We start from the raw sequence: 17,787 nt of genomic DNA, 5'->3' as shown, positions 1-17,787 counted from the left end.
CTCCCGGCCGCTTCCGGTCCGGCCGGCGGGGCGTTAGCAGGCAGCTCATGTTCAAATGGTTCAGCCGGTTCAGCGGGTTCAGCGGGGGGCAGCGGGCGTCGGATCGGCAAGGTCCGGCGCCCGTGATCCCGAAGCGCGACCATGTCCTCGAAGCGGTCATCGCGCACCAGCATGTTGCGCTGCTGTTCCAGCCGCAGATCGACCCGGCCAACGGCGATATCATCGGCGTTGAAGCGCTGGCCCGCTGGGACGGCGCGGACACGCCCGAGGAGCTGTTCCAGCGCGCCGCGGCGAGCGGCCTTGCCGAGCGGCTGTCGCGGCTGGTCCAGCGCAAGGCGTTGCGCCTCGCGGCGATCTGGGAAGGGCCGTTGAAGTCGCTCGACCTGTCGATCAATCTGCTGCCCCAGGATCTCGCCCGGGCCGGTTACGACCAGTGGCTGCTCGATGAGATCGACATCGCCGGAATCGACCCCAGGCGGATCACGGTCGAAATCACCGAGAGCGCCCTGCTTTCGGACAGCGATTCGATCGCCGAGCGGCTCGGCCGGCTGCGCGCCGCCGGGATTCGAGTCGCGGTCGACGATTTCGGCACCGGCTATGCCAGCCTCGCCTATCTCACCAGCCTGCCGCTCGACATCTTGAAGATCGACCGCGGGCTGGTCGCCGACATCGTCGGCGGCACCCGCGACCGGATCGTCGTCAAGGCGATGATCGCGCTGGCCAGGGAACTGGACCTCCAGGTCGTGGTCGAGGGCGTCGAGAGCACCGCCCAGCTGGCTCTGCTCGCCGACTGGGGCTGCGACCTCTACCAGGGTTTCCTAGGCGCCGGACCACTCGACGAGATCGAGCTCGCCCGCTTCGTCGCCGCGTCGATGGCGCAAGCGGCCTAGGCCGGCTCCAGCTCCTTTTCCTTTTTCTCCCCCGCCGCGGCCACGCGGGCCAGCCCCCGCGACAGCTGCAGCGCTCCGGCCAGCCGAGCCTCGGCGGTCGGCCAGTCGCGAGCGACGGACAGCTTGCTGTCGGGTCGAAGCTTGGCCGAACCCTTGAGCCGCTCGATGTAGGCGAGCAGTCCGCCGAGGTCGGGAAAGCCGCCTTCGGCGAAGGTGACGACCGCGCCGCGGGCGCCGATGTCGAGCTTGGCGATGCACGCCTGGCGGCAGTTGATCTTGGTCTCGACGATCTTGAGCAGGTTCTGGGTTTCCTCGGGCAGGTCCCCGAAGCGGTCGATCAGCTCGGCCGCGAACTCATCGACCGCGCGGCGGTCTTCGAGCTCGCCCAGGCGCCGGTAGAGCCCCATGCGCAAGTCGAGGTCGGGGGCATAGGTCTCGGGGATCAGGATCGGAGCATCGATGCTGATCTGCGGCGAGAATTCCTCGCGCTGCGGCACTCCGCCGGCCTTTTGCTCGAGGATCGCCTCCTCGAGCATCGACTGGTAAAGCTCGAAGCCGACTTCCTTGATGTGCCCCGACTGCTCGTCGCCCAGCAGATTGCCGGCGCCCCGGAAGTCGAGATCGTGGCTCGCCAGCTGGAAGCCGGCGCCGAGGCTGTCGAGATTGGCCAGCACCTGCAGCCTCTTGTCGGCCGCCTCGGTGATCGACCGGTCGCCGGGTGTCGTCAGATAGGCGTAGGCGCGGGTCTTGGCCCGCCCGACGCGGCCGCGAAGCTGGTAGAGCTGGGCAAGGCCGAAGCGGTCGGCGCGGTGGACGATCAGAGTGTTGGCGGTCGGGATGTCGAGCCCGCTCTCGACGATGGTGGTCGACAGGAGCACGTCATATCTGCGGTCGTAAAAGGCGCTCATCCGCTCCTCGACCGCGGTCGCGCTCATCTGCCCATGGGCGGTCACCGCCTTGACCTCGGGGACCTCGGCGGCGACCCATTCCTCCATCTGCGGCAGGTCGGCGATCCGCGGCACGACGAAGAAGCTCTGGCCGCCGCGATAATGCTCGCGCAACAGCGCCTCGCGGACCACGACCGGGTCCCAGGGGCTGACGTAGGTGCGGATCGCCAGTCGGTCGACGGGCGGGGTCTGGATGACGCTGAGGTCGCGCAGTCCTGACATTGCCATCTGCAGCGTCCGCGGGATCGGAGTCGCGGTCAGGGTCAGCACGTGGACGTCGGCCTTGAGCGCCTTCAGCCGCTCCTTGTGGGCCACTCCGAAATGCTGCTCCTCGTCGACGATCACCAGCCCGAGGCGCTTGAACTTCAGCCCTTTGGCAAGCAGCGCGTGGGTGCCGATGACGATATCGACCTGGCCGCTGGCGAGGCCCTCCCTGGTCTTCTTCATTTCGGCCGCCGGCACCAGCCGCGACAGCCGGCCGAGCTGGATCGGGAAGCCCTGCAGCCGCTCGGCGAACTGCGAATAATGCTGGCGCGCCAACAGCGTGGTCGGGCAGATCAGCGCCACCTGCAGGCCCGACATGGCAACCACGAACGCGGCCCTAAGAGCGACCTCGGTCTTGCCGAAACCGACGTCCCCGCACACCAGCCGGTCCATCGGCTTGCCCGACTCGAGGTCGGCGAGCACTTCCTCGATCGCCCGGTCCTGATCGTCGGTCTCTTCGTAGGGGAAGCGGTCGACGAATTGCGGGAACGCCGAGTCGGGTTGGGCGACCGTGCCCGGACGAGTCGCGCGCAACGCCGCGGTCTTGATCAGCTCGCCGGCGATTTCGCGGATGCGCTGCTTCATCCGCGACTTGCGCCGCTGCCACGCCTCGCCGCCCAGCCGATCGAGGCTGACGCCCTCGGATTCGCTTCCGTAGCGAGTCAGGAGCTCGATATTCTCGACGGGGACATAGAGCTTGTTGCCGCCGGCATATTCGAGGGCGACGCAATCGTGTGGGCTGTTGCCGACCTTGATCGAGGTGAGGCCTTCGTAGCGTCCGACGCCGTGGTCCGCGTGGACGACGAGATCGCCCGGGGACAGAGTCGCCAGCTCCTCGAGGAAGGCGGCGGCGGCTTTGCGCTTGCGGCGTCGCCGAACGAGGCGGTCGCCGAGCATGTCCTGTTCGGTCAGCACCGCGACCTCGGTGGCGGTGAAGCCGTGGTCGAGCGGCAACACCATCAGCGCCGCCGAACCCTTCGCGCCGAGCGCGTCCTGCCAACTGTCCGCGAGCTTCAGCGATTTGAGGCCATGGTCCTCGAGCAGTCCGTGGAGCCGCTCGCGCGCACCCCGGGTGTAGCTGGCCAGCACAACCTTGCGGCCGTCCTTTTTCAGCGCCCGCACATGGGCAGCGACCGCCTCGTAGACATTGGCCTGCTGAGCGCGCTCGGGAGCGAAGTCGCGGGCCGGTTCGACTTCGAAAGCAATCGTGAGCGCGCTCTCGGGCTCCGGAAATGGCGAGGCGAGGTGGATCGGACGCCCGGCGACCGTCGAGCCCCATTCCTCCCTGGGCACATAGAGCGAGCCCGGTTCGAGCGGCCGGTAGCTGCCGGGCTCCGCGGCCATCGCCCGAGTCCGGTTGGAATAATAATCGGCAATCGCGTCGCGCCGGGCGGCAAGCGCCGCTTCCGCCCCGCTGTCGCGGACGATCAGGTCGTGCTCGCCGAGATGGTCGAACAGCGTCGACAGACTTTCTTCGAGCAGCGGCAGCCAATGCTCCATGCCGCTCATCCGCCGGCCCTCGGACAAAGCCTGGTAGAGCGGGTCGCCGGTCGCGGTGGCCCCGAACGTCTCGCGGTAGCGCGAGCGGAACCGGCGGATGCTGACTTCGTCGAGCAGCGCTTCGGATGCCGGCAGAAGCGTGAAGCCCTTGGCCTTGTCGATGGAGCGCTGATCGGCGGGATCGAAGCGGCGGATGCTCTCGACCTCGTCGCCGAAGAAATCGAGCCGAAGCGCCGACTCCTCTCCCGCCGGGAACAGGTCGATCAGCGACCCGCGGACGGCATATTCGCCGGCTTCGGCGACCGAATCGGCGCGCTGGTAGCCCAGTCCGTTCAACTGCTCGATCAGCGCCCCGCGGTCGATCCGCTCCCCGACCGCGATCCGGCGCGTCAGCTGGCGGACCCGGAACGGGGTCAGCAGCCGCTGCGTGGCCGCACTGGCGGTCGCGACCAGCAATTGCGGCCGCTTTTGGCTTGCCTGCAGCGCGTTGAGGGTCGCCAGGCGCTCGGCCATCACTCGCAAGGCGGGCGAAGCGCGGTCGTAGGGCAGGCAATCCCACGAGGGCAGGGTCAGGACTTCGACCTCGGGAGCGAAGATCGGCACCGTCTCGGCGAGTGCCCGCATGGCCGCTTCGTCGGCCGCGATGACGACCGCGCGGACGCCCTTGCCGTGCGCGGCGCGCGCAAGATCGGCTGCGAGCAGCGGCAGGAAACCGCTTGGGACGCCGGCCAGGGTCAGCGGCTCGGCCGCATCGAGAACGCGCTTGAGCGGTTCGCTCATCGCTTGACCCGGATGTAGTCGAGCCGCTTCAGCGCTTCGATCATCGGACCTTCGAACCGCGGCGGCGGCTCGGCGGTTCCGATCGCCCAGGCCATGATGTCGACATCCTGCTCGTCGAGCATCTCGTCGAACATCGCGCGCTCGGCCCCGCTCCAGCTCGCGCAGTGGGCGTCGAAAAACCCGCCGATCAGCAGGTCCGCCTCGCGCGTCCCGCGGTGGTGGGCTCGCCACTTCAGCGCCTTCAGTTCATCGCCGGGAGACATTGCTGGAGGGATGTAGGACAGGCGATGGCCGTATCCAATCCGACGGCAGATCGCCAGCGGCGCCGCTTTTTTCGTCGGCGGATTGAACCGAAACAGCGCAGCGAGTCACCTATGTTCGTAAAACGGGAGGGGTGAGGATGTGCCGGTGAATGCGTCCCGAGTACTGGACGAATATCTGCTTGCCTCGATCCATGCAGGCGACCGCAAGGCGTTCGAGCTGTTTGCGCGGCGCTGGCAGAAGAAGCTGCTCGGCCACGCCTGGCGCCTGCTTGGCGGCGATGTCGAGGCGGCGCGCGACGCGGTCCAGGAGGGGTGGATCGAGATCGTCAACGGTCTGTCGCGGCTTCGCGACGACCGCGCCTTTCCCGCCTGGGCATTCCGGATCGTCTCGCGGCGCTGCGCCAGGCAGATCGGCGCCGCCGTCCGCGAGCGACAGCTCGCCGCCGAGTCCACAATCGCTCCGGGCGATCAGTCGTCGCCGGAAACTGCCAGCGATGACGAGCGTCTGCGCGCGGCGGTGCGGGCGCTTCCGAAGGACCAGCGGGCGGCGATCGCTCTGTTCCATTTCGAAGACATGAGCATCGCGGAGGTGGCGGTCGCTCTCGACGTTCCGGCGGGCACGGTGAAGACCCGCCTGATGCATGCGCGGCGCAAGTTGCGCGACGCGCTTGGAGGAGATGAGTGATGCAGGACATCGACCGGAAAATTGACCTGGCACTAGACGCCGAGGAGCGTGACTTGCTGCGCAGCATGGAACAGGAAGGCGTGATCGAGCGCACACTGGGAATGTTTGGCCGGCGGCTAGTCTGGGTCGCAGTCTTGATGATGGCCGTGCAGAGCGTTGTTTTCATCGTCGGTGTCGTGGCGGCGTGGAAATTTTTCGAAGCCGGCGACCCCGTTACTCAGCTGCGATGGGGACTGCCGGCCGCGGTTCTGCTGTTGATGTCGTTGATGATCAAGCTGGCAGTGGCGCCGGCGCTCCACGCCAATCGGTTGATGCGCGAGCTCAAGCGGATCGAGCTCCAGCTCGCGCGGACCGCGCGCTAGCGCAGGCGATCGGGGAGGATTGTTGGGCGGCGATCCTCCCCTTACCAAGATTGTCGATGCGCCCGGAGATCCTCAACCCGTTGTTCGCCGAGGCCGAGGTTGTGAAAGGCGTCGGCCCGGGCCTCTCCAAGGCGCTGAAACGGCTCGGCCTGACGCGGGTGATCGACCTGCTCTACCATCTGCCGACCGGAGCCATCGAGCGGGTGCGGGCTCGCGCCATCGGCCACGAGCTGGTCGGGCGGATCGTCATCGTCGAGGTGACTCCGTTCGAAACCCGCGCCGCGCAGGGCCGGGCGCCGTTCCGGGTGTTCGCGTCCGACGCCGACGGCAACACTCTGACGCTGGTCTATTTCAACAATCCCGGCTGGGCGAAGAAGAGCCTGCCGCTGGGCGGCAAGCGCCTGGTCTCGGGCAAGCTCGAAGCCTACGGGCAAGAGCTGCAGATCATCCACCCCGAGGTCGCCGCGCCGGGCAAGGATGCCGACCTGCCGCTGCGCGAGCCGGTCTACGGCCTGACCGAGGGCGTGACCAACCGCCGAATGCGCGAGCTCGCCGCGGCGGCCCTGGAGCGCGCTCCCGAGCTGCCCGAGTGGATCGAGCCGAGCCTGGCCGCGCGCGAAGGCTGGCGGGCATGGCGACCGGCGCTTGCCGAAGCCCATGCCGAGCCGCAGTCGAGCCAAAGCCGCCGCCGGCTCGCCTACGACGAGGTTTTCGCCAACCAGCTGGCGCTGATGCTCCTGCGCCAGTCGGCGCGGCGCAAGCGCGGAGTGCCGCTCGTCGGCGACGGCCGGCTGACGGGCAAGCATGCGCTGCCCTACACTCTGACCGGAGCGCAGCGGCGGGTGATCGAGGAGATCCGCGGCGACATGGCGCAGCCGGTGCCGATGCTGCGCCTGCTCCAGGGCGACGTCGGCTCGGGCAAGACCCTGGTCGCCTTGATGGCGATGCTGTCGGCGGTCGAGGCGGGCGCTCAGGCGGCGCTGCTCGCGCCGACCGAAATCCTCGCTCGCCAGCACCACGCGACGCTGCTCGCCCAGCTCGATTCCATCGGAGTTCGGGTCGCGATCCTGACCGGCCGCGAAAAAGGGCGCGCGCGCGATTCGGTCTACATGGGCCTGGGCGATGGCTCGATCGACATCCTCGTCGGCACCCACGCGATCTTCCAGGAGAAGGTGGGCTACAAGAACCTCGGCCTGGCGGTGATCGACGAGCAGCATCGCTTCGGCGTGTCGCAGCGGTTGCTGCTCTCCGCGAAAGCCGAGCGTCCGCCGCACCTGCTGGTGATGACCGCGACGCCGATCCCGCGCACCCTGACGCTGACTCAGTATGGCGAGATGGACGTCAGCCGAATCGATGAAATGCCTCCGGGCCGAACGCCGGTCGAGACCCGGGTGATCAGCGACGAGCGACTGGCCGAGGTGATCGACGGCCTGGGCCGGCACCTGGCGGGCGGCGGCCAGGCCTATTGGGTGTGCCCGCTGGTCGAGGAGAGCGACAAGATCGACAGCGCCGCCGCCGAGCAGCGCGCCGAGATGCTCCGGCTGCGCTTCGGCGAGCGCATCGGCCTGGTGCACGGCCGAATGAAAGGGCCGGACAAGGATTCGGTGATGGCGGCCTTTGCTAGCGGCGAGCTGGCGGTGCTGGTCGCGACGACGGTGGTCGAGGTTGGAGTCGACGTCCCCAACGCGACCTTGATGGTGGTCGAGGGCGCCGAGCGCTTCGGCCTCGCCCAGCTTCACCAGTTGCGCGGCCGGGTCGGGCGCGGGGCAGGGGTCAGCACCTGCCTGCTGGTGCGCGGGCAAAACCTCAGCGAGACCGCCCGCGCCAGGCTTGCTCTGATGCGCGAGACCAACGACGGTTTCCGGATCGCCGAGGAGGATTTGCGGCTGCGCGGTCCCGGGGAAATCCTCGGCACGAAACAGTCCGGCGAAGCGGGCTTCCGGGTCGCCTCGGCCGAGGAGGTCGCCGAGCTGGCGCCGATCGCGCAAAGCGACGCGCAGCTGCTGCTCGATCGCGACGGCGGGCTTGCCGGGACCCGCGGTCAGGCGGCGCGCATTTGCCTCTATCTGTTCGAGCGCGACCAGGCGGTCGGGCTGATCCGCTCCGGTTAGGAAGGACCCTCACCCTCCGTCGCTGCGCTCCTCCTCCCTCTCCCGCGCGCGGGAGAGGGTTGGGGTGAGGGTTACTTCACAAGCAGCGCGTGCTTCTTGCGCCCGAGGCTGAGCTTCATCGGCTCGGTTGCAGCGACGACCAGGCCCGGGTCGCTGACGACCTCGTCGTTCAACCGCACCGCGCCTTCGGCGATCTTGCGCTTGGCTTCCTTGTTCGACGGAGTGAAGCCGAGCTGGGTCAGAGCGTGAGCGATGTTGACTCCATCGCCGACGCTCAAGGTCGGCAGATCCTCGCCGGCGCCGCCTTCGAAGGTCGCCTTGGCGGTTTCCTGGGCGGTGCGTGCGGCCTCGTCGCCGTGAAGCATCGCGGTCGCGGCGGTGGCCAAAGCGATTTTCGCCGTATTGAGCTCGGCGCCCTGCAGATTCTCCAGCATGGCGATGTCGGCAAGCGGCAGGTCGGTGAACCGGCGCAGGAACTTGCCGACATCGGCATCATCGGTGTTCCGCCAGAACTGCCAGTAATCGTACGCGCTCAGCAGATCTTCGTTGAGCCACACGGCCCCTTGCTCGGTCTTGCCCATCTTGGCGCCGTCGGCGGTGGTGATCAGCGGAGTCGTCAGGCCGAAGACTTCCACGCCATCCGCTCGCCGGCACAGCTCAACGCCGTTGACGATGTTGCCCCACTGGTCCGACCCGCCCATCTGCAAGCGACAACCGAGGCGCCGTTCGAGCTCGAGGAAATCATAGGCCTGGGTGATCATGTAGTTGAATTCGAGGAAGCTGAGCGACTGCTCGCGCTCCAGCCGCAGCTGGACGCTGTCGAACGTCAGCATTCGGTTGACCGAGAAATGCCGACCGATGTCGCGCAGGAACGGAATGTACTGAAGCTCGTCCAGCCATTCGGCGTTGTCGAGCAGGATCGCATCGCCCGGGCCGTCGCCGAACGTCAGGAAGCGATCGAACACGCGCCGGATCGAAGCGATGTTGGCGGTGATCATCGCGTCGTCGAGCAGCTTTCGCTCCTCGGCCTTGAAGCTCGGGTCGCCGATCTTGCTGGTTCCGCCGCCCATCAGAACCACCGGCCGGTGGCCAGCCTGCTGCAGCCGCCGAAGCAGCATGATCTGAACCAGGCTGCCGACATGCAGGCTCGGAGCGGTCGCGTCGAATCCGATGTAGGCGGTGACGGTCTCTTTCTCGGCCAGCGCATCCAGCGCCGCGGCGTCGGTCACCTGGTGGATGTAGCCGCGCTCGTCGAGCAGCCTCAGCAGCGAGGAACGATAGGTGGTCATGAGACGCCGCTTAGCGTCATGCTTTCCACGCTGCTACTGCGATGCGATGCAGTTCACGCTTGAGCCCCACCCGTCGGCGCCGCCAGGAGGCCCGTCCTTCAGGGTCTGGGCGACGGTCGACCATATTGCCTCCCTCGGTCCAGTCGCGACCACCAACATCTGGTTCGGGGTCGGCGCGCCGGCCAACCGCTTCGTCATTCCCAAGCTGAGGGAGCCCTGGCGGGCGGACGAGCTGTGGCAGACGACGTGCTTTGAAGCGTTCCTCCGGCCGGCCGGAGCGGAATCCTACCGCGAGTGGAACTTCGCGCCGTCGGGCAACTGGGGAGCCTATGATTTCTCGAGCTATCGGGAAGACATGGCGCGGGCCGATGTCGGCTCGCCGCCCTACATCCGAATGGAGGACAATTTCACCTGGTGGACGCTGGGCGCGACCATCGCCGTCGATGCCGGCCAGCCCTGGGAGCTCGGCCTGTCGGCGGTGCTTGAAGAGAAGGACGGCACCAAGTCGTTCTGGGCGCTGGCCCACCCGGCCGAGACGCCCGATTTCCACCATCCCGATTGCTTCGCCGCGCAGCTTCCGTAAGCACTTGGCCATGACTTTGTTCGGAATCGACCGGCTGCTCGCCGAGCCGGAACTGCGCAAACCGCTGGAGGGCAAGCGCGTCGCTCTGCTCGCCCATCCGGCGTCGGTGACGAGCGATCTCACCCACAGCCTCGACGCGCTGGCCGGCGCCGGGTTGAGGCTGTCGGCGGCGTTCGGGCCGCAGCACGGGCTTCGCGGCGACAAGCAGGACAATATGGTCGAATCGGAGGACTTCACCGACCCGGTCCACGGCATCCCGGTGTTCAGTCTTTATGGCGAGGTGCGCCGCCCGACCGGCCAGTCGCTGGGCACCTTCGACACCATCCTGATCGACATGCAGGACCTCGGCTGCCGTATCTACACCTTCATCACCACGCTGCTTTACGTGCTCGAAGCGGCAGCGGAACATGGCAAGTCCGTATGGGTGCTCGACCGGCCCAATCCCGCCGGCCGGCCGGTCGAAGGGCTGACGCTGCGCCCGGGCTGGGAGAGCTTCGTGGGCGCCGGGCCGATCCCAATGCGCCACGGGCTGACGCTCGGCGAACTCGGCAAATGGTTCGTCGATCACTTCAAGCTTGATGTCGATTACCGGGTGATCGCGATGCAAGGGTGGCAGCCCGACGGCCCCGGCTTCGGCTGGCCCGTGGACCGTCTGTGGATCAACCCTAGCCCCAACGCCGCCAACCTCAATATGGCGCGATGCTATGCGGGGTCGGTGATGCTTGAGGGCGCGACGCTAAGCGAGGGCAGGGGGACGACGCGGCCGCTCGAACTGTTCGGCGCGCCCGACATCGACGCACGGCTGGTGATCGCGGAAATGCAGCGCCTGGCGCCGCAATGGCTCGACGGCTGCGCGCTTCGCGAGATCAGCTTCGAGCCGACCTTCCACAAGCATGTTGGCAAGCTGTGCAGCGGCGTCCACATCCACGCCGAGGGGCGCTTCTACGATCACGCCGCATTCAAGCCGTGGCGACTGCAGGCGCTGGCGTTCAAGGCGATCCGCCGGCTCTATCCGGAGTATGAGCTGTGGCGCGATTTCCCTTACGAATATGAGTTCGGCAAGCTCGCCATCGACGTCATCAACGGCTCGCCGCTGCTTCGCGGATGGGTCGACGACCTGGAAGCCGCGCCGGGCGATCTCGACACCCTGACCACGCCGGATGAGCGCGCTTGGGAAGAGCAGCGAGCACCGTATCTTCTCTACTGAGCAGCCCGCGTGGTTAACCAAGAAGTAGGAGCTTGCCCGTAAGCCGAGCCCAGGACCAAGCGGGAGCGGAGCGGGAATGGCCACACAGGGCATCGAGCAGGTTACGGAGGAAGCGATCCGGGCGGTGGCGCGCGATTGCGGGTCGCTGTCGATGGAGTGCAGCGACGTTGCCGGTTACGTGAAGGGCGTTTCTGACCGCATCAGTGAGCATTTGAAGATGCTCGACAGCCTCGAGGACGTGACGACGCGGCTGCTCGGTGATCAAGAACGCGTCTCGGATTCTACCGACGAAGCGCGGCTGCTGTCGGAACAGGCCAAGGCCAAGCTCGACGCCGGCCGCGAAGCCATCGAAGGCACCATCGACGGCTTCAAGGGCCTGACCGAGCTCGTCGTCCAATTGGGCGAGCGCATGGCCGGTTTCGCTTCGGCGATGAACCAGGTGCAGACCGTCTCCTCGACTATCGAGGCGATCGCCCGCAAGACCAATATGCTGGCGTTGAACGCAACCATCGAGGCGGCGCGCGCCGGCGATGCCGGCCGCAGCTTCGCGGTCGTTGCCGCGGAAGTGAAGAAGCTTGCCCACGACACCCGCGCCGCGACCAGCCAGATCGCCTCGACCATCGGCGAGCTGACTCGCGAGGCCGGCGCCGTCACCACCGAGATCAAAACTGGCGTCGAGCGCAGCCGCGCCGCGCAGTCGGGCTTTGGCCAGATCAGCGACACGGTCCGCGAGGTTTCCGAGATCGTCGGCAGGGTCGACCGCCAGACCGAAGGCATCGCCCATTCAACCAGCATGATCCAGACCAGCGTCGACCGGGTCAAGGCCGGCCTCACCGACTTTGCCGCCGACGCCCGCGACAACGGGCAGGAGCTGCTCAGCGCTGAGAAACGCCTCGCTCACCTCGAGCTATTGTCGAACACCATGCTCGACACGCTCGCCAATTCCGGCGCCGAGATCGACGACACGCCGTTCATTCTCAAGGCGCAGGAGACGGCGCGGAACATCATGATCGCCGTCGAGCGCGCGATCGACGCTGGCGAGGTCAGCGTCGAGGACGTATTCGACCGCGACTACAAGCTGGTCGAAGGCAGCAACCCGATCCAATATGACGTCCGCTTCAACGCGGCCGCCGACAGACACGTGCGCCCGATCCTCGACCGCACCAAGGGCCAAGACAACCGCATCATCGGCTCGGCGATCGGCGACATGAACGGCTATCTGCCGACCCACCTGAGCGAACGCAGCCACCCGCAGGGCCCGGACCCGGTGTGGAACGACGAGCATTGCCGCAACCGCCGGATCCTGATCGACGACACCACCCGAAACGCCCTCGCCAGCGACAAGCCGGCGACGCTCGCCACCTACCGAATGGAGCTGGGCGACCGCTTCATCCCGGTGAAGAATGTATTCGTGCCGCTCTACTTCAGGGGCCGCCGCTGGGGCAATTTCGAGCTCGCTTATAGAGACGAGTGATTGCGTCGCTCGGCGTGAGCTGAATGTCCGCAATGGGTGGAAAGCGGACATTAGCTCCTTTAGACTTTTGCGATGCTCTCGAAGTCACATGCCCCAGTGCGCTGGGTGGCGGTCAACGCTGTCGGCATCGCATGTTTCGTAATAGTGGGATCTCTACTCTGGGTTGACCGCAGGGTCACTGATGTGCCGCTTGAGGACCTTCGCAAGTATCTCGCGTGGGAGTTTGGCAGCGTCCTGCTTTTACTGTGCGTGCTGATAGCCAACGTCGCGTGGCTAGTGCGGAAAGTCCGCACGTCCGAAGGACCATCCCGCGCAACAAGCATTTTAGTAGCGATGGGTCTTATCGCGTGCTGGTATGCCGCGTTTGCATTCGATGCGGGGCGACGGGTCATCGACTGACGCGTCGCTCGCCGCTCCTATGTCCGCAATTGGAAAGCGGACATTACTTGCGTTGGATAAGCGTCGTCTACGTTCGAGTTGCCTCGCCGGCTAGCCGCATGAACCACCAGTCCTTCATCAGCCACAATAAGGTCGCCACGATAACAACGCCGCTGACCCAGCGAAGGCGGACGAAAATAAGGGCGATGAAAATTGGAATATTGAGGAGATCGAACCAGCGCAGCGCGAGTGCATCAGCAGCGGTAGCTCCAGAAGAAAAGTCATCCACTAGGCGCAAGGTAATCCAGCTAGCGACATAGGCAGAGTAGGTTGACCAAAAATAAGGCCGTGTGTCGTCGAAGTAGCGACCCAAGTCGATGCCGTCCGCTGGGATTGCGTCCGGCAGGGTGGCACACGCCGTGAGGAAGAGAAGGATCAACACTCCAAAGTAGGGCACGACCTGCCCCAGCGTGTTTCCGGTAAAGCCGTGCCATTTCCACCAGAGGTTGAACAGCTCCGCGAGGATCAGCAGCGCAGCAGCCAGAGATACCCAGTCCCACTGCACGTCCTTCCGCGCGCGAAGGAGACGATGGAGGCTGGTTACCATGTCTGCAATCGCCAAGCCGATTACGATCGACACCAGCACGGTGATGTATTCAAAAGTGTTCAAGCACCCCTCCGCTGCCGGGGTGTCGCACCCTGATCGAATGTCCGCAATGGGTGGAAAGCGGACAGGCAGGTTTTGAATTAGGCTAAGTAAAAAGCCGATATTCGCTGGTATCAAAACCGTTCGGTTGTGACACTGGCTGGGATATAAGAGCTATCGCCTGCTCTCGATCCTTTCATTGATCAGGCGGCCTCACGCGTTGGGAGGCTCCTTCGGCGGATGCAGGCAACTCTGCGTAACGGAGAGCCTCTCGTGCCGGACACCTGCGCCGGCGCGACGGCTCTCAGCGGCCATCGCCAACGCCGCCTCATCAAGCCGCTGCTGCACCGCCTTGGCATCCGATCCGAGCTGCCTCGACGCGTCGAACGCGGCCCATCGATAGCCGTAGACGGACTCGTATACCGCATATCCGCCGTTCGATCGCTTGATCTCGGGCGCATTCTGATAGGCCTGGACAAGGCCGTAGCACTTGACGGAGTTGCGCAGCACCTCCTCGAACTTGTGTTGGTGATACCAGGTTCCGGCCAGCACCGGCGGCACCGTGATCAATGCGGCGATGATCAGCAGCGCGGGTTCGCCCTTCCGGAGCCGACGCCCCAAACTCACGGGTTCGCCGCGATATCCCGAAGCCTTTCCAAGGAAGGCGAACTGCCCGCTCTTCAGCGCTACATACACGGCAAGGAGGATGAGTGCGGTCCACATCATGGCGCGGGGAGCGGCATCGGCGTGGAGATCGCGGCGACCTTGCCCTGGGGGCCGAGCACCAGCGCCATCATTAAGGTCCCATGCGCGAAGTGCAGCCGGTATTCATCGCCGCCGAGCGGATCGGGTCCGTTGAAGGTCACCGACTGGAGCGCACCCAGCGCGGCGAATTGCGAGTGCAGCGCGGGCAGCGCGTCGCGCACCTGCGCCGCCGCGTCGGCCGCCATCATGGCGTAATCGGGCGCGCCGCTGGCATAACCCGCCACGATCCGGCGCAATGCGTTCTCCGAGCCAGGAAACGGTGCCGACCGCGGCGTGAAGACGCGCTCGACCGATGCCGCGGCGATGTCGGCAGCCGGTTTCCCGCCCGCCTTCGTCAACGCCGTCCGCAGCGCATCGGCGGCGGGAACCACGATGTCGGGCTTCACCCCGCGTCCTTCCCAGTTGGTGCCGGTCACCGGGTTCTCGGCGCGACCGAACGGGATCATGGCCGCCATGCCGTGCCCCAGTTCGACCATGTCGACCGGATTGGCCCCGCCGCCGGTGACCTCGCCGATCAGCGTCCCGCGCTTGAGAGCCTGGACGTCGTAGGCGAACTCCTCGCCGCCCGAGAACGTGTCCTTGCTGGTCAGGACGTAGATTGGCACGCCCGCGAAGCTGGTCGGCGTCGGCTCGCTTGCGAAGCTCTCCCTGGTGGAGTCGTTGGTCTTCTCGGTGCGCGACACGATCGTGTTGATCGGTCGGCCGGGCGCGACCAAGTAGCTGACGAGGTAGGAGACCGATCGTGGCGAGCCGCCGCCATTGCGCCGCATGTCGATGACGAGCGCGCGGCTGCCGGCGAGCGCGGCCATCGCCCGGTCGAGCGTCCGCTTGAAGATCATCGGCGGTGGAAAGCCGAGCACCTCTATGTAGCCGATCCCGCCCGCGATCCGATCGGCGCGAAAGACGCCGCCCTCGCCACGCGCCATCGGCCGCATCGGCCCGGGCGGGGGCGCAGTCAGCGATATGACCTTCATGTGCTTGTCGTGCGCGACGCCGGCGAGATCGGCAGTCAGCCGCGCGGCGAACGCGTTCGGATCGGCGAGCGCCGCATAGTCGCCGGCAGCGTGGGCCGCCTGCACCCTCGCGGCGGCCTTCTCCGCGACGTCGAGGAAGACATAGCGGTCGCGCAGCGCGCCGACCAGCTTGGCGACGATTGCCTGCCTGTCGGCGACGGTCAGCGCGGCCGTCTGCGGCATGACCATACCGACCGGAGCGGGCCGAGCCTGGCCGGACGCAGTCACGGGCAAGCAGACGAGAACAGGCAACAACAGGGTTGTGAGGCGCTTCATTCGTCGGCTCCTTGGAGATCGGCAAGCGCGGCCATCCGCGCGGCGATGGGGGTGGCGTCGAGCGCCGCGTCCAACCTGTCGAGCACCGTCACGAGCGGGCTGTCGATCTCGGCGAAGAGCGCGTTGAACATGGCGGCGAGGCGCGTGTTGAAGGCGCGGATCGCCGCCGCCTCCCGCCGCCCCTTTCCAGTCGGAACTAGCCGGCGGCGGCGCGCGTCGCCGGGATCGACCTCGATCTCGACTAGGCCGAGCTGCTCGAACCGCTGCGCCATCCGTACGATCAGCGGATGCGAGAGGCGCAGCCGCTGCGCGACCTCGACGACGCCGATCGCATCCCGTTCGTCGATCATCAGCAGCATCGACGCCCCGCGCGGCGGCACATCAAGACCCTCTGCGGCCAGCATCTCTCCGACTTGGTCGACGATGCGATCGGAGGCGCGGCGCAGCCGGTGCGCCACGAAGACGTTGCCCTGCGTCTCAATAAAATCGGCCACGCGGCATAAATATCGGTAACTAGGTACGTGTCAAGTCACCGATATGCCACGAAAGCCGCGTACCCTTCTCATCTCGCGCCAAGCATAGGTTTTAAAAAGCTTTCTCATTCCCGAAATTCGATCCCATTCGGGAAAGCAGGGAGAGTAAAGGGACGGCGCTATTCGCCGTGAGCTTGGTGTCACAACCGGTCCGTTTTGACACCGGTATCTGCTTCATTGGTTGCGGCGGATTCGCGGGTGTCAGAAGCCCGCTTCAAATTTCCGCTTACGGAGATTGGTACGCTGCCTATTCGACGACCGCCTCGGGTCGTCAGCGGTATTTGCGTATTATCCTGAATGAACGTCCGCTTCTGGTGAGTTCGCGCCCAGCCCAGAATGTCCGACATGGGTCGAAAGCAGACGTTCGTCCGCCGGGCTTGCCCGCAGTATCGCTTACCAGTCGCCTCTTACGGCAGCCCTCGCCTGAAGCAAGTCGAGGAATGCGCGGTGCTGTAGCAGGAGCTGCTCCCCGCCGAACGCCAGGGCCCGCTCGCTTGAAGGGCTGCCGCAGGCGTGGTTGATGACTTCCAACATTGACAGTTCGTCGGGAAGTGACGACGCGGGGCATTCGAGCCCGACCCGAGCGGCGGCACGGTCGAGCAGGCGGCGGATCGGCCACCAGTCGCTGACCAGCGCAGTTGCAGCGCCAAGCGCGCACCCGTTGCGTTCCGATTTGGCAAGGACCTCGAGGGCGTGCCGCTGGGCGACCAGTGCCGCCTCCGTCTCGGCGGCGCCAGGCGTGCTTGGAAGCGGCCCGACGGCGGCGGTGAGGCGGACCAGATACAGCCGCTCGCGTTCGAACGCGTCGGCGGCTCGGCCAAGCCAGCCATGTACCGATCCTTTCGGCGCCATCGAGAATGCCAGAGCCATGATCGCCGGGTGGCGGCCGTGAACGCTGCACAGCAAGTGCACCGCGTCGGCGATATCGCGAGCCGCATTCGGACCAGCCGATTCCACCAGGGCGCTAAAATAAGCGTGCCGCGCGCTGCCGGCTTCGGCAACGCGCGCAAGATGATATTCGGCAACGCTAACCGTAGGCCGGTCGACGAACCGATTGATCGCCATTCGCAAATTCCCCTGCCGCCCTACCGCTGGGACGGGTCTATGGGACGGGTTCTAACCCAAGGGCGTAAAGACGAGGTTTATGCTGGATTAGGGTTTTGGTCAGCCGGCTGTGGCTGGGGTTCCGCCAGGCTGGAAGTGGCATTGATCGACGCCTTTTCGGCATCGCGGGCGGCGCGCATCTTCTCGGTACGTTCGGCGCGTGCGGCCATTTCGCTCCACGCGGCTTCCGATCTCAGGCAGCGATCGCGCACATTGTCGAGCATCGCTTCGTCCGCATCCTTTCGAGCTTCGGCGGCCCGAGAAAGGAAGGTTTCGCGATCGGTCATTCATTTACCTTTGGAAAAGAAAGGGGCGCCACCTGGTGAAGGCGGCGCCCCGTTTCGATTATTCAGCCTGCAGGTTGACCGCCTGCTGCTTGCCGCGGCCGTCGTCCTCAACGTCGAACGTGACCTTCTGGTCCTGGTTCAGCGTGCGCATACCCGCGCGCTCGACGGCGCTGATGTGGACGAACGCGTCCTTGCCGCCGTCGTCAGGCTGGATGAAGCCATAGCCCTTGGCGGCGTTGAAAAATTTTACGGTGCCTGTTGGCATAGTCGTTTTCCTTCTGAATCGGCCGGATATTCGGCCTTTGCTAGGAGCAGCGATAGAAGGAATGAGGAGCCGCAAAGCGCCTTGAGACCGTCCGTTTGCGACTGATAGCCGCTTTCATATAGCAGGAATGTCGCAAATTGTAAGGCGTCAAGACGAAATGTTAAT

The 17,787-nt window shown here is 65.9% G+C and carries 18 protein-coding genes; 7 read left to right on the top strand and 11 right to left on the bottom strand.

The window, feature by feature from the left end; genetic code table 11:
- Positions 1 to 122: 122 nt before the first annotated feature.
- Entirely contained in the window at positions 123 to 890 is a 768-nt protein-coding gene (locus H0T81_RS06945; protein ID WP_294011275.1) for an EAL domain-containing protein, read from the top strand.
- Here H0T81_RS06945 and mfd read toward each other — a convergent pair.
- Positions 887 to 4,381, bottom strand: a complete 3,495-nt coding sequence (mfd, locus tag H0T81_RS06940) for a transcription-repair coupling factor (protein ID WP_294011273.1) — start codon at positions 4,379 to 4,381, stop codon at positions 887 to 889. The genes H0T81_RS06945 and mfd overlap by 4 nt on opposite strands.
- Entirely contained in the window at positions 4,378 to 4,644 is a 267-nt protein-coding gene (locus H0T81_RS06935) for a succinate dehydrogenase assembly factor 2 (protein ID WP_294011271.1), read from the bottom strand. Before H0T81_RS06935 ends, mfd begins: the two co-directional genes overlap by 4 nt.
- Positions 4,645 to 4,789: 145 nt before the next feature.
- Between H0T81_RS06935 and H0T81_RS06930 the strand changes: the two genes are divergently transcribed.
- The 3 genes from H0T81_RS06930 to recG are packed head-to-tail and all read left to right on the top strand — an operon-like array spanning position 4,790 to position 7,802.
- Positions 4,790 to 5,329: a sigma-70 family RNA polymerase sigma factor gene (locus tag H0T81_RS06930; RefSeq protein WP_294011269.1), complete on the top strand. Its 540-nt coding sequence runs from the start codon at positions 4,790 to 4,792 to the stop codon at positions 5,327 to 5,329.
- Positions 5,329 to 5,691 (top strand): DUF6768 family protein, encoded by a 363-nt coding sequence (locus H0T81_RS06925; protein WP_294011267.1) that lies wholly within the window; start codon positions 5,329 to 5,331, stop codon positions 5,689 to 5,691. The genes H0T81_RS06930 and H0T81_RS06925 overlap by 1 nt, the downstream gene beginning before the upstream one ends.
- 56 nt (positions 5,692 to 5,747) lie before the next feature.
- Positions 5,748 to 7,802: an ATP-dependent DNA helicase RecG gene (recG, locus tag H0T81_RS06920; RefSeq protein ID WP_294011265.1), complete on the top strand. Its 2,055-nt coding sequence runs from the start codon at positions 5,748 to 5,750 to the stop codon at positions 7,800 to 7,802.
- Positions 7,803 to 7,873: 71 nt separating this feature from the next.
- Here recG and tyrS read toward each other — a convergent pair whose 3' ends face one another.
- Complete coding sequence (gene tyrS / locus H0T81_RS06915) at positions 7,874 to 9,091, bottom strand: tyrosine--tRNA ligase (RefSeq protein ID WP_294011263.1); 1,218 nt, start codon at positions 9,089 to 9,091, stop codon at positions 7,874 to 7,876.
- 46 nt (positions 9,092 to 9,137) lie between these two features.
- Here tyrS and H0T81_RS06910 point away from each other — a divergent pair, with 46 nt between their 5' ends.
- From H0T81_RS06910 to H0T81_RS06900, 3 genes are all read left to right on the top strand, one after another.
- The gene (locus H0T81_RS06910) at positions 9,138 to 9,674 is read left to right on the top strand and encodes a DOMON-like domain-containing protein (RefSeq protein ID WP_294011261.1); all 537 of its coding nucleotides are present in this window, start codon (positions 9,138 to 9,140) and stop codon (positions 9,672 to 9,674) included.
- 10 nt (positions 9,675 to 9,684) lie between these two features.
- Complete coding sequence (locus H0T81_RS06905; protein ID WP_294011259.1) at positions 9,685 to 10,881, top strand: DUF1343 domain-containing protein; 1,197 nt, start codon at positions 9,685 to 9,687, stop codon at positions 10,879 to 10,881.
- A 76-nt stretch (positions 10,882 to 10,957) separates the two neighbouring features.
- Positions 10,958 to 12,355, top strand: coding sequence for a methyl-accepting chemotaxis protein (locus tag H0T81_RS06900; RefSeq protein ID WP_294011258.1), 1,398 nt, complete (start codon positions 10,958 to 10,960; stop codon positions 12,353 to 12,355).
- Positions 12,356 to 12,821: 466 nt separating this feature from the next.
- Here H0T81_RS06900 and H0T81_RS06895 read toward each other — a convergent pair whose 3' ends face one another.
- The 8 genes from H0T81_RS06895 to H0T81_RS06860 all read right to left on the bottom strand — a co-directional run.
- A complete protein-coding gene (locus tag H0T81_RS06895) occupies positions 12,822 to 13,403 on the bottom strand; it encodes a hypothetical protein (RefSeq protein WP_294011256.1) in 582 nt (193 codons plus the stop codon).
- A 189-nt stretch (positions 13,404 to 13,592) separates the two neighbouring features.
- A complete protein-coding gene (locus H0T81_RS06890) occupies positions 13,593 to 14,105 on the bottom strand; it encodes a hypothetical protein (protein ID WP_294011254.1) in 513 nt (170 codons plus the stop codon).
- Positions 14,102 to 15,433 (bottom strand): S41 family peptidase, encoded by a 1,332-nt coding sequence (locus H0T81_RS06885; RefSeq protein ID WP_294011252.1) that lies wholly within the window; start codon positions 15,431 to 15,433, stop codon positions 14,102 to 14,104. Before H0T81_RS06885 ends, H0T81_RS06890 begins: the two co-directional genes overlap by 4 nt.
- Positions 15,430 to 15,927 (bottom strand): MarR family transcriptional regulator, encoded by a 498-nt coding sequence (locus tag H0T81_RS06880; RefSeq protein WP_294011249.1) that lies wholly within the window; start codon positions 15,925 to 15,927, stop codon positions 15,430 to 15,432. Before H0T81_RS06880 ends, H0T81_RS06885 begins: the two co-directional genes overlap by 4 nt.
- 432 nt (positions 15,928 to 16,359) lie before the next feature.
- The gene (locus tag H0T81_RS06875) at positions 16,360 to 17,031 is read right to left on the bottom strand and encodes a hypothetical protein (RefSeq protein ID WP_294011247.1); all 672 of its coding nucleotides are present in this window, start codon (positions 17,029 to 17,031) and stop codon (positions 16,360 to 16,362) included.
- Between the two features lie 77 nt (positions 17,032 to 17,108).
- Positions 17,109 to 17,357 carry a hypothetical protein gene (locus H0T81_RS06870; RefSeq protein ID WP_294011245.1) on the bottom strand — a complete coding sequence of 83 codons (249 nt, stop codon included), beginning with the start codon at positions 17,355 to 17,357 and terminating at the stop codon, positions 17,109 to 17,111.
- Between the two features lie 58 nt (positions 17,358 to 17,415).
- A complete protein-coding gene (locus tag H0T81_RS06865) occupies positions 17,416 to 17,622 on the bottom strand; it encodes a cold-shock protein (protein ID WP_294011243.1) in 207 nt (68 codons plus the stop codon).
- Positions 17,604 to 17,787 (bottom strand): hypothetical protein (locus H0T81_RS06860; protein WP_294011241.1); only part of this gene is annotated, 184 nt, incomplete at its 5' end. The genes H0T81_RS06865 and H0T81_RS06860, both read right to left, overlap by 19 nt.

The organism is Sphingomonas sp. (assembly GCF_013812825.1).
Classification (GTDB): Bacteria; Pseudomonadota; Alphaproteobacteria; order Sphingomonadales; family Sphingomonadaceae; genus Sphingomicrobium.
This window is presented reverse-complemented; position numbering and strand designations above follow the sequence as displayed.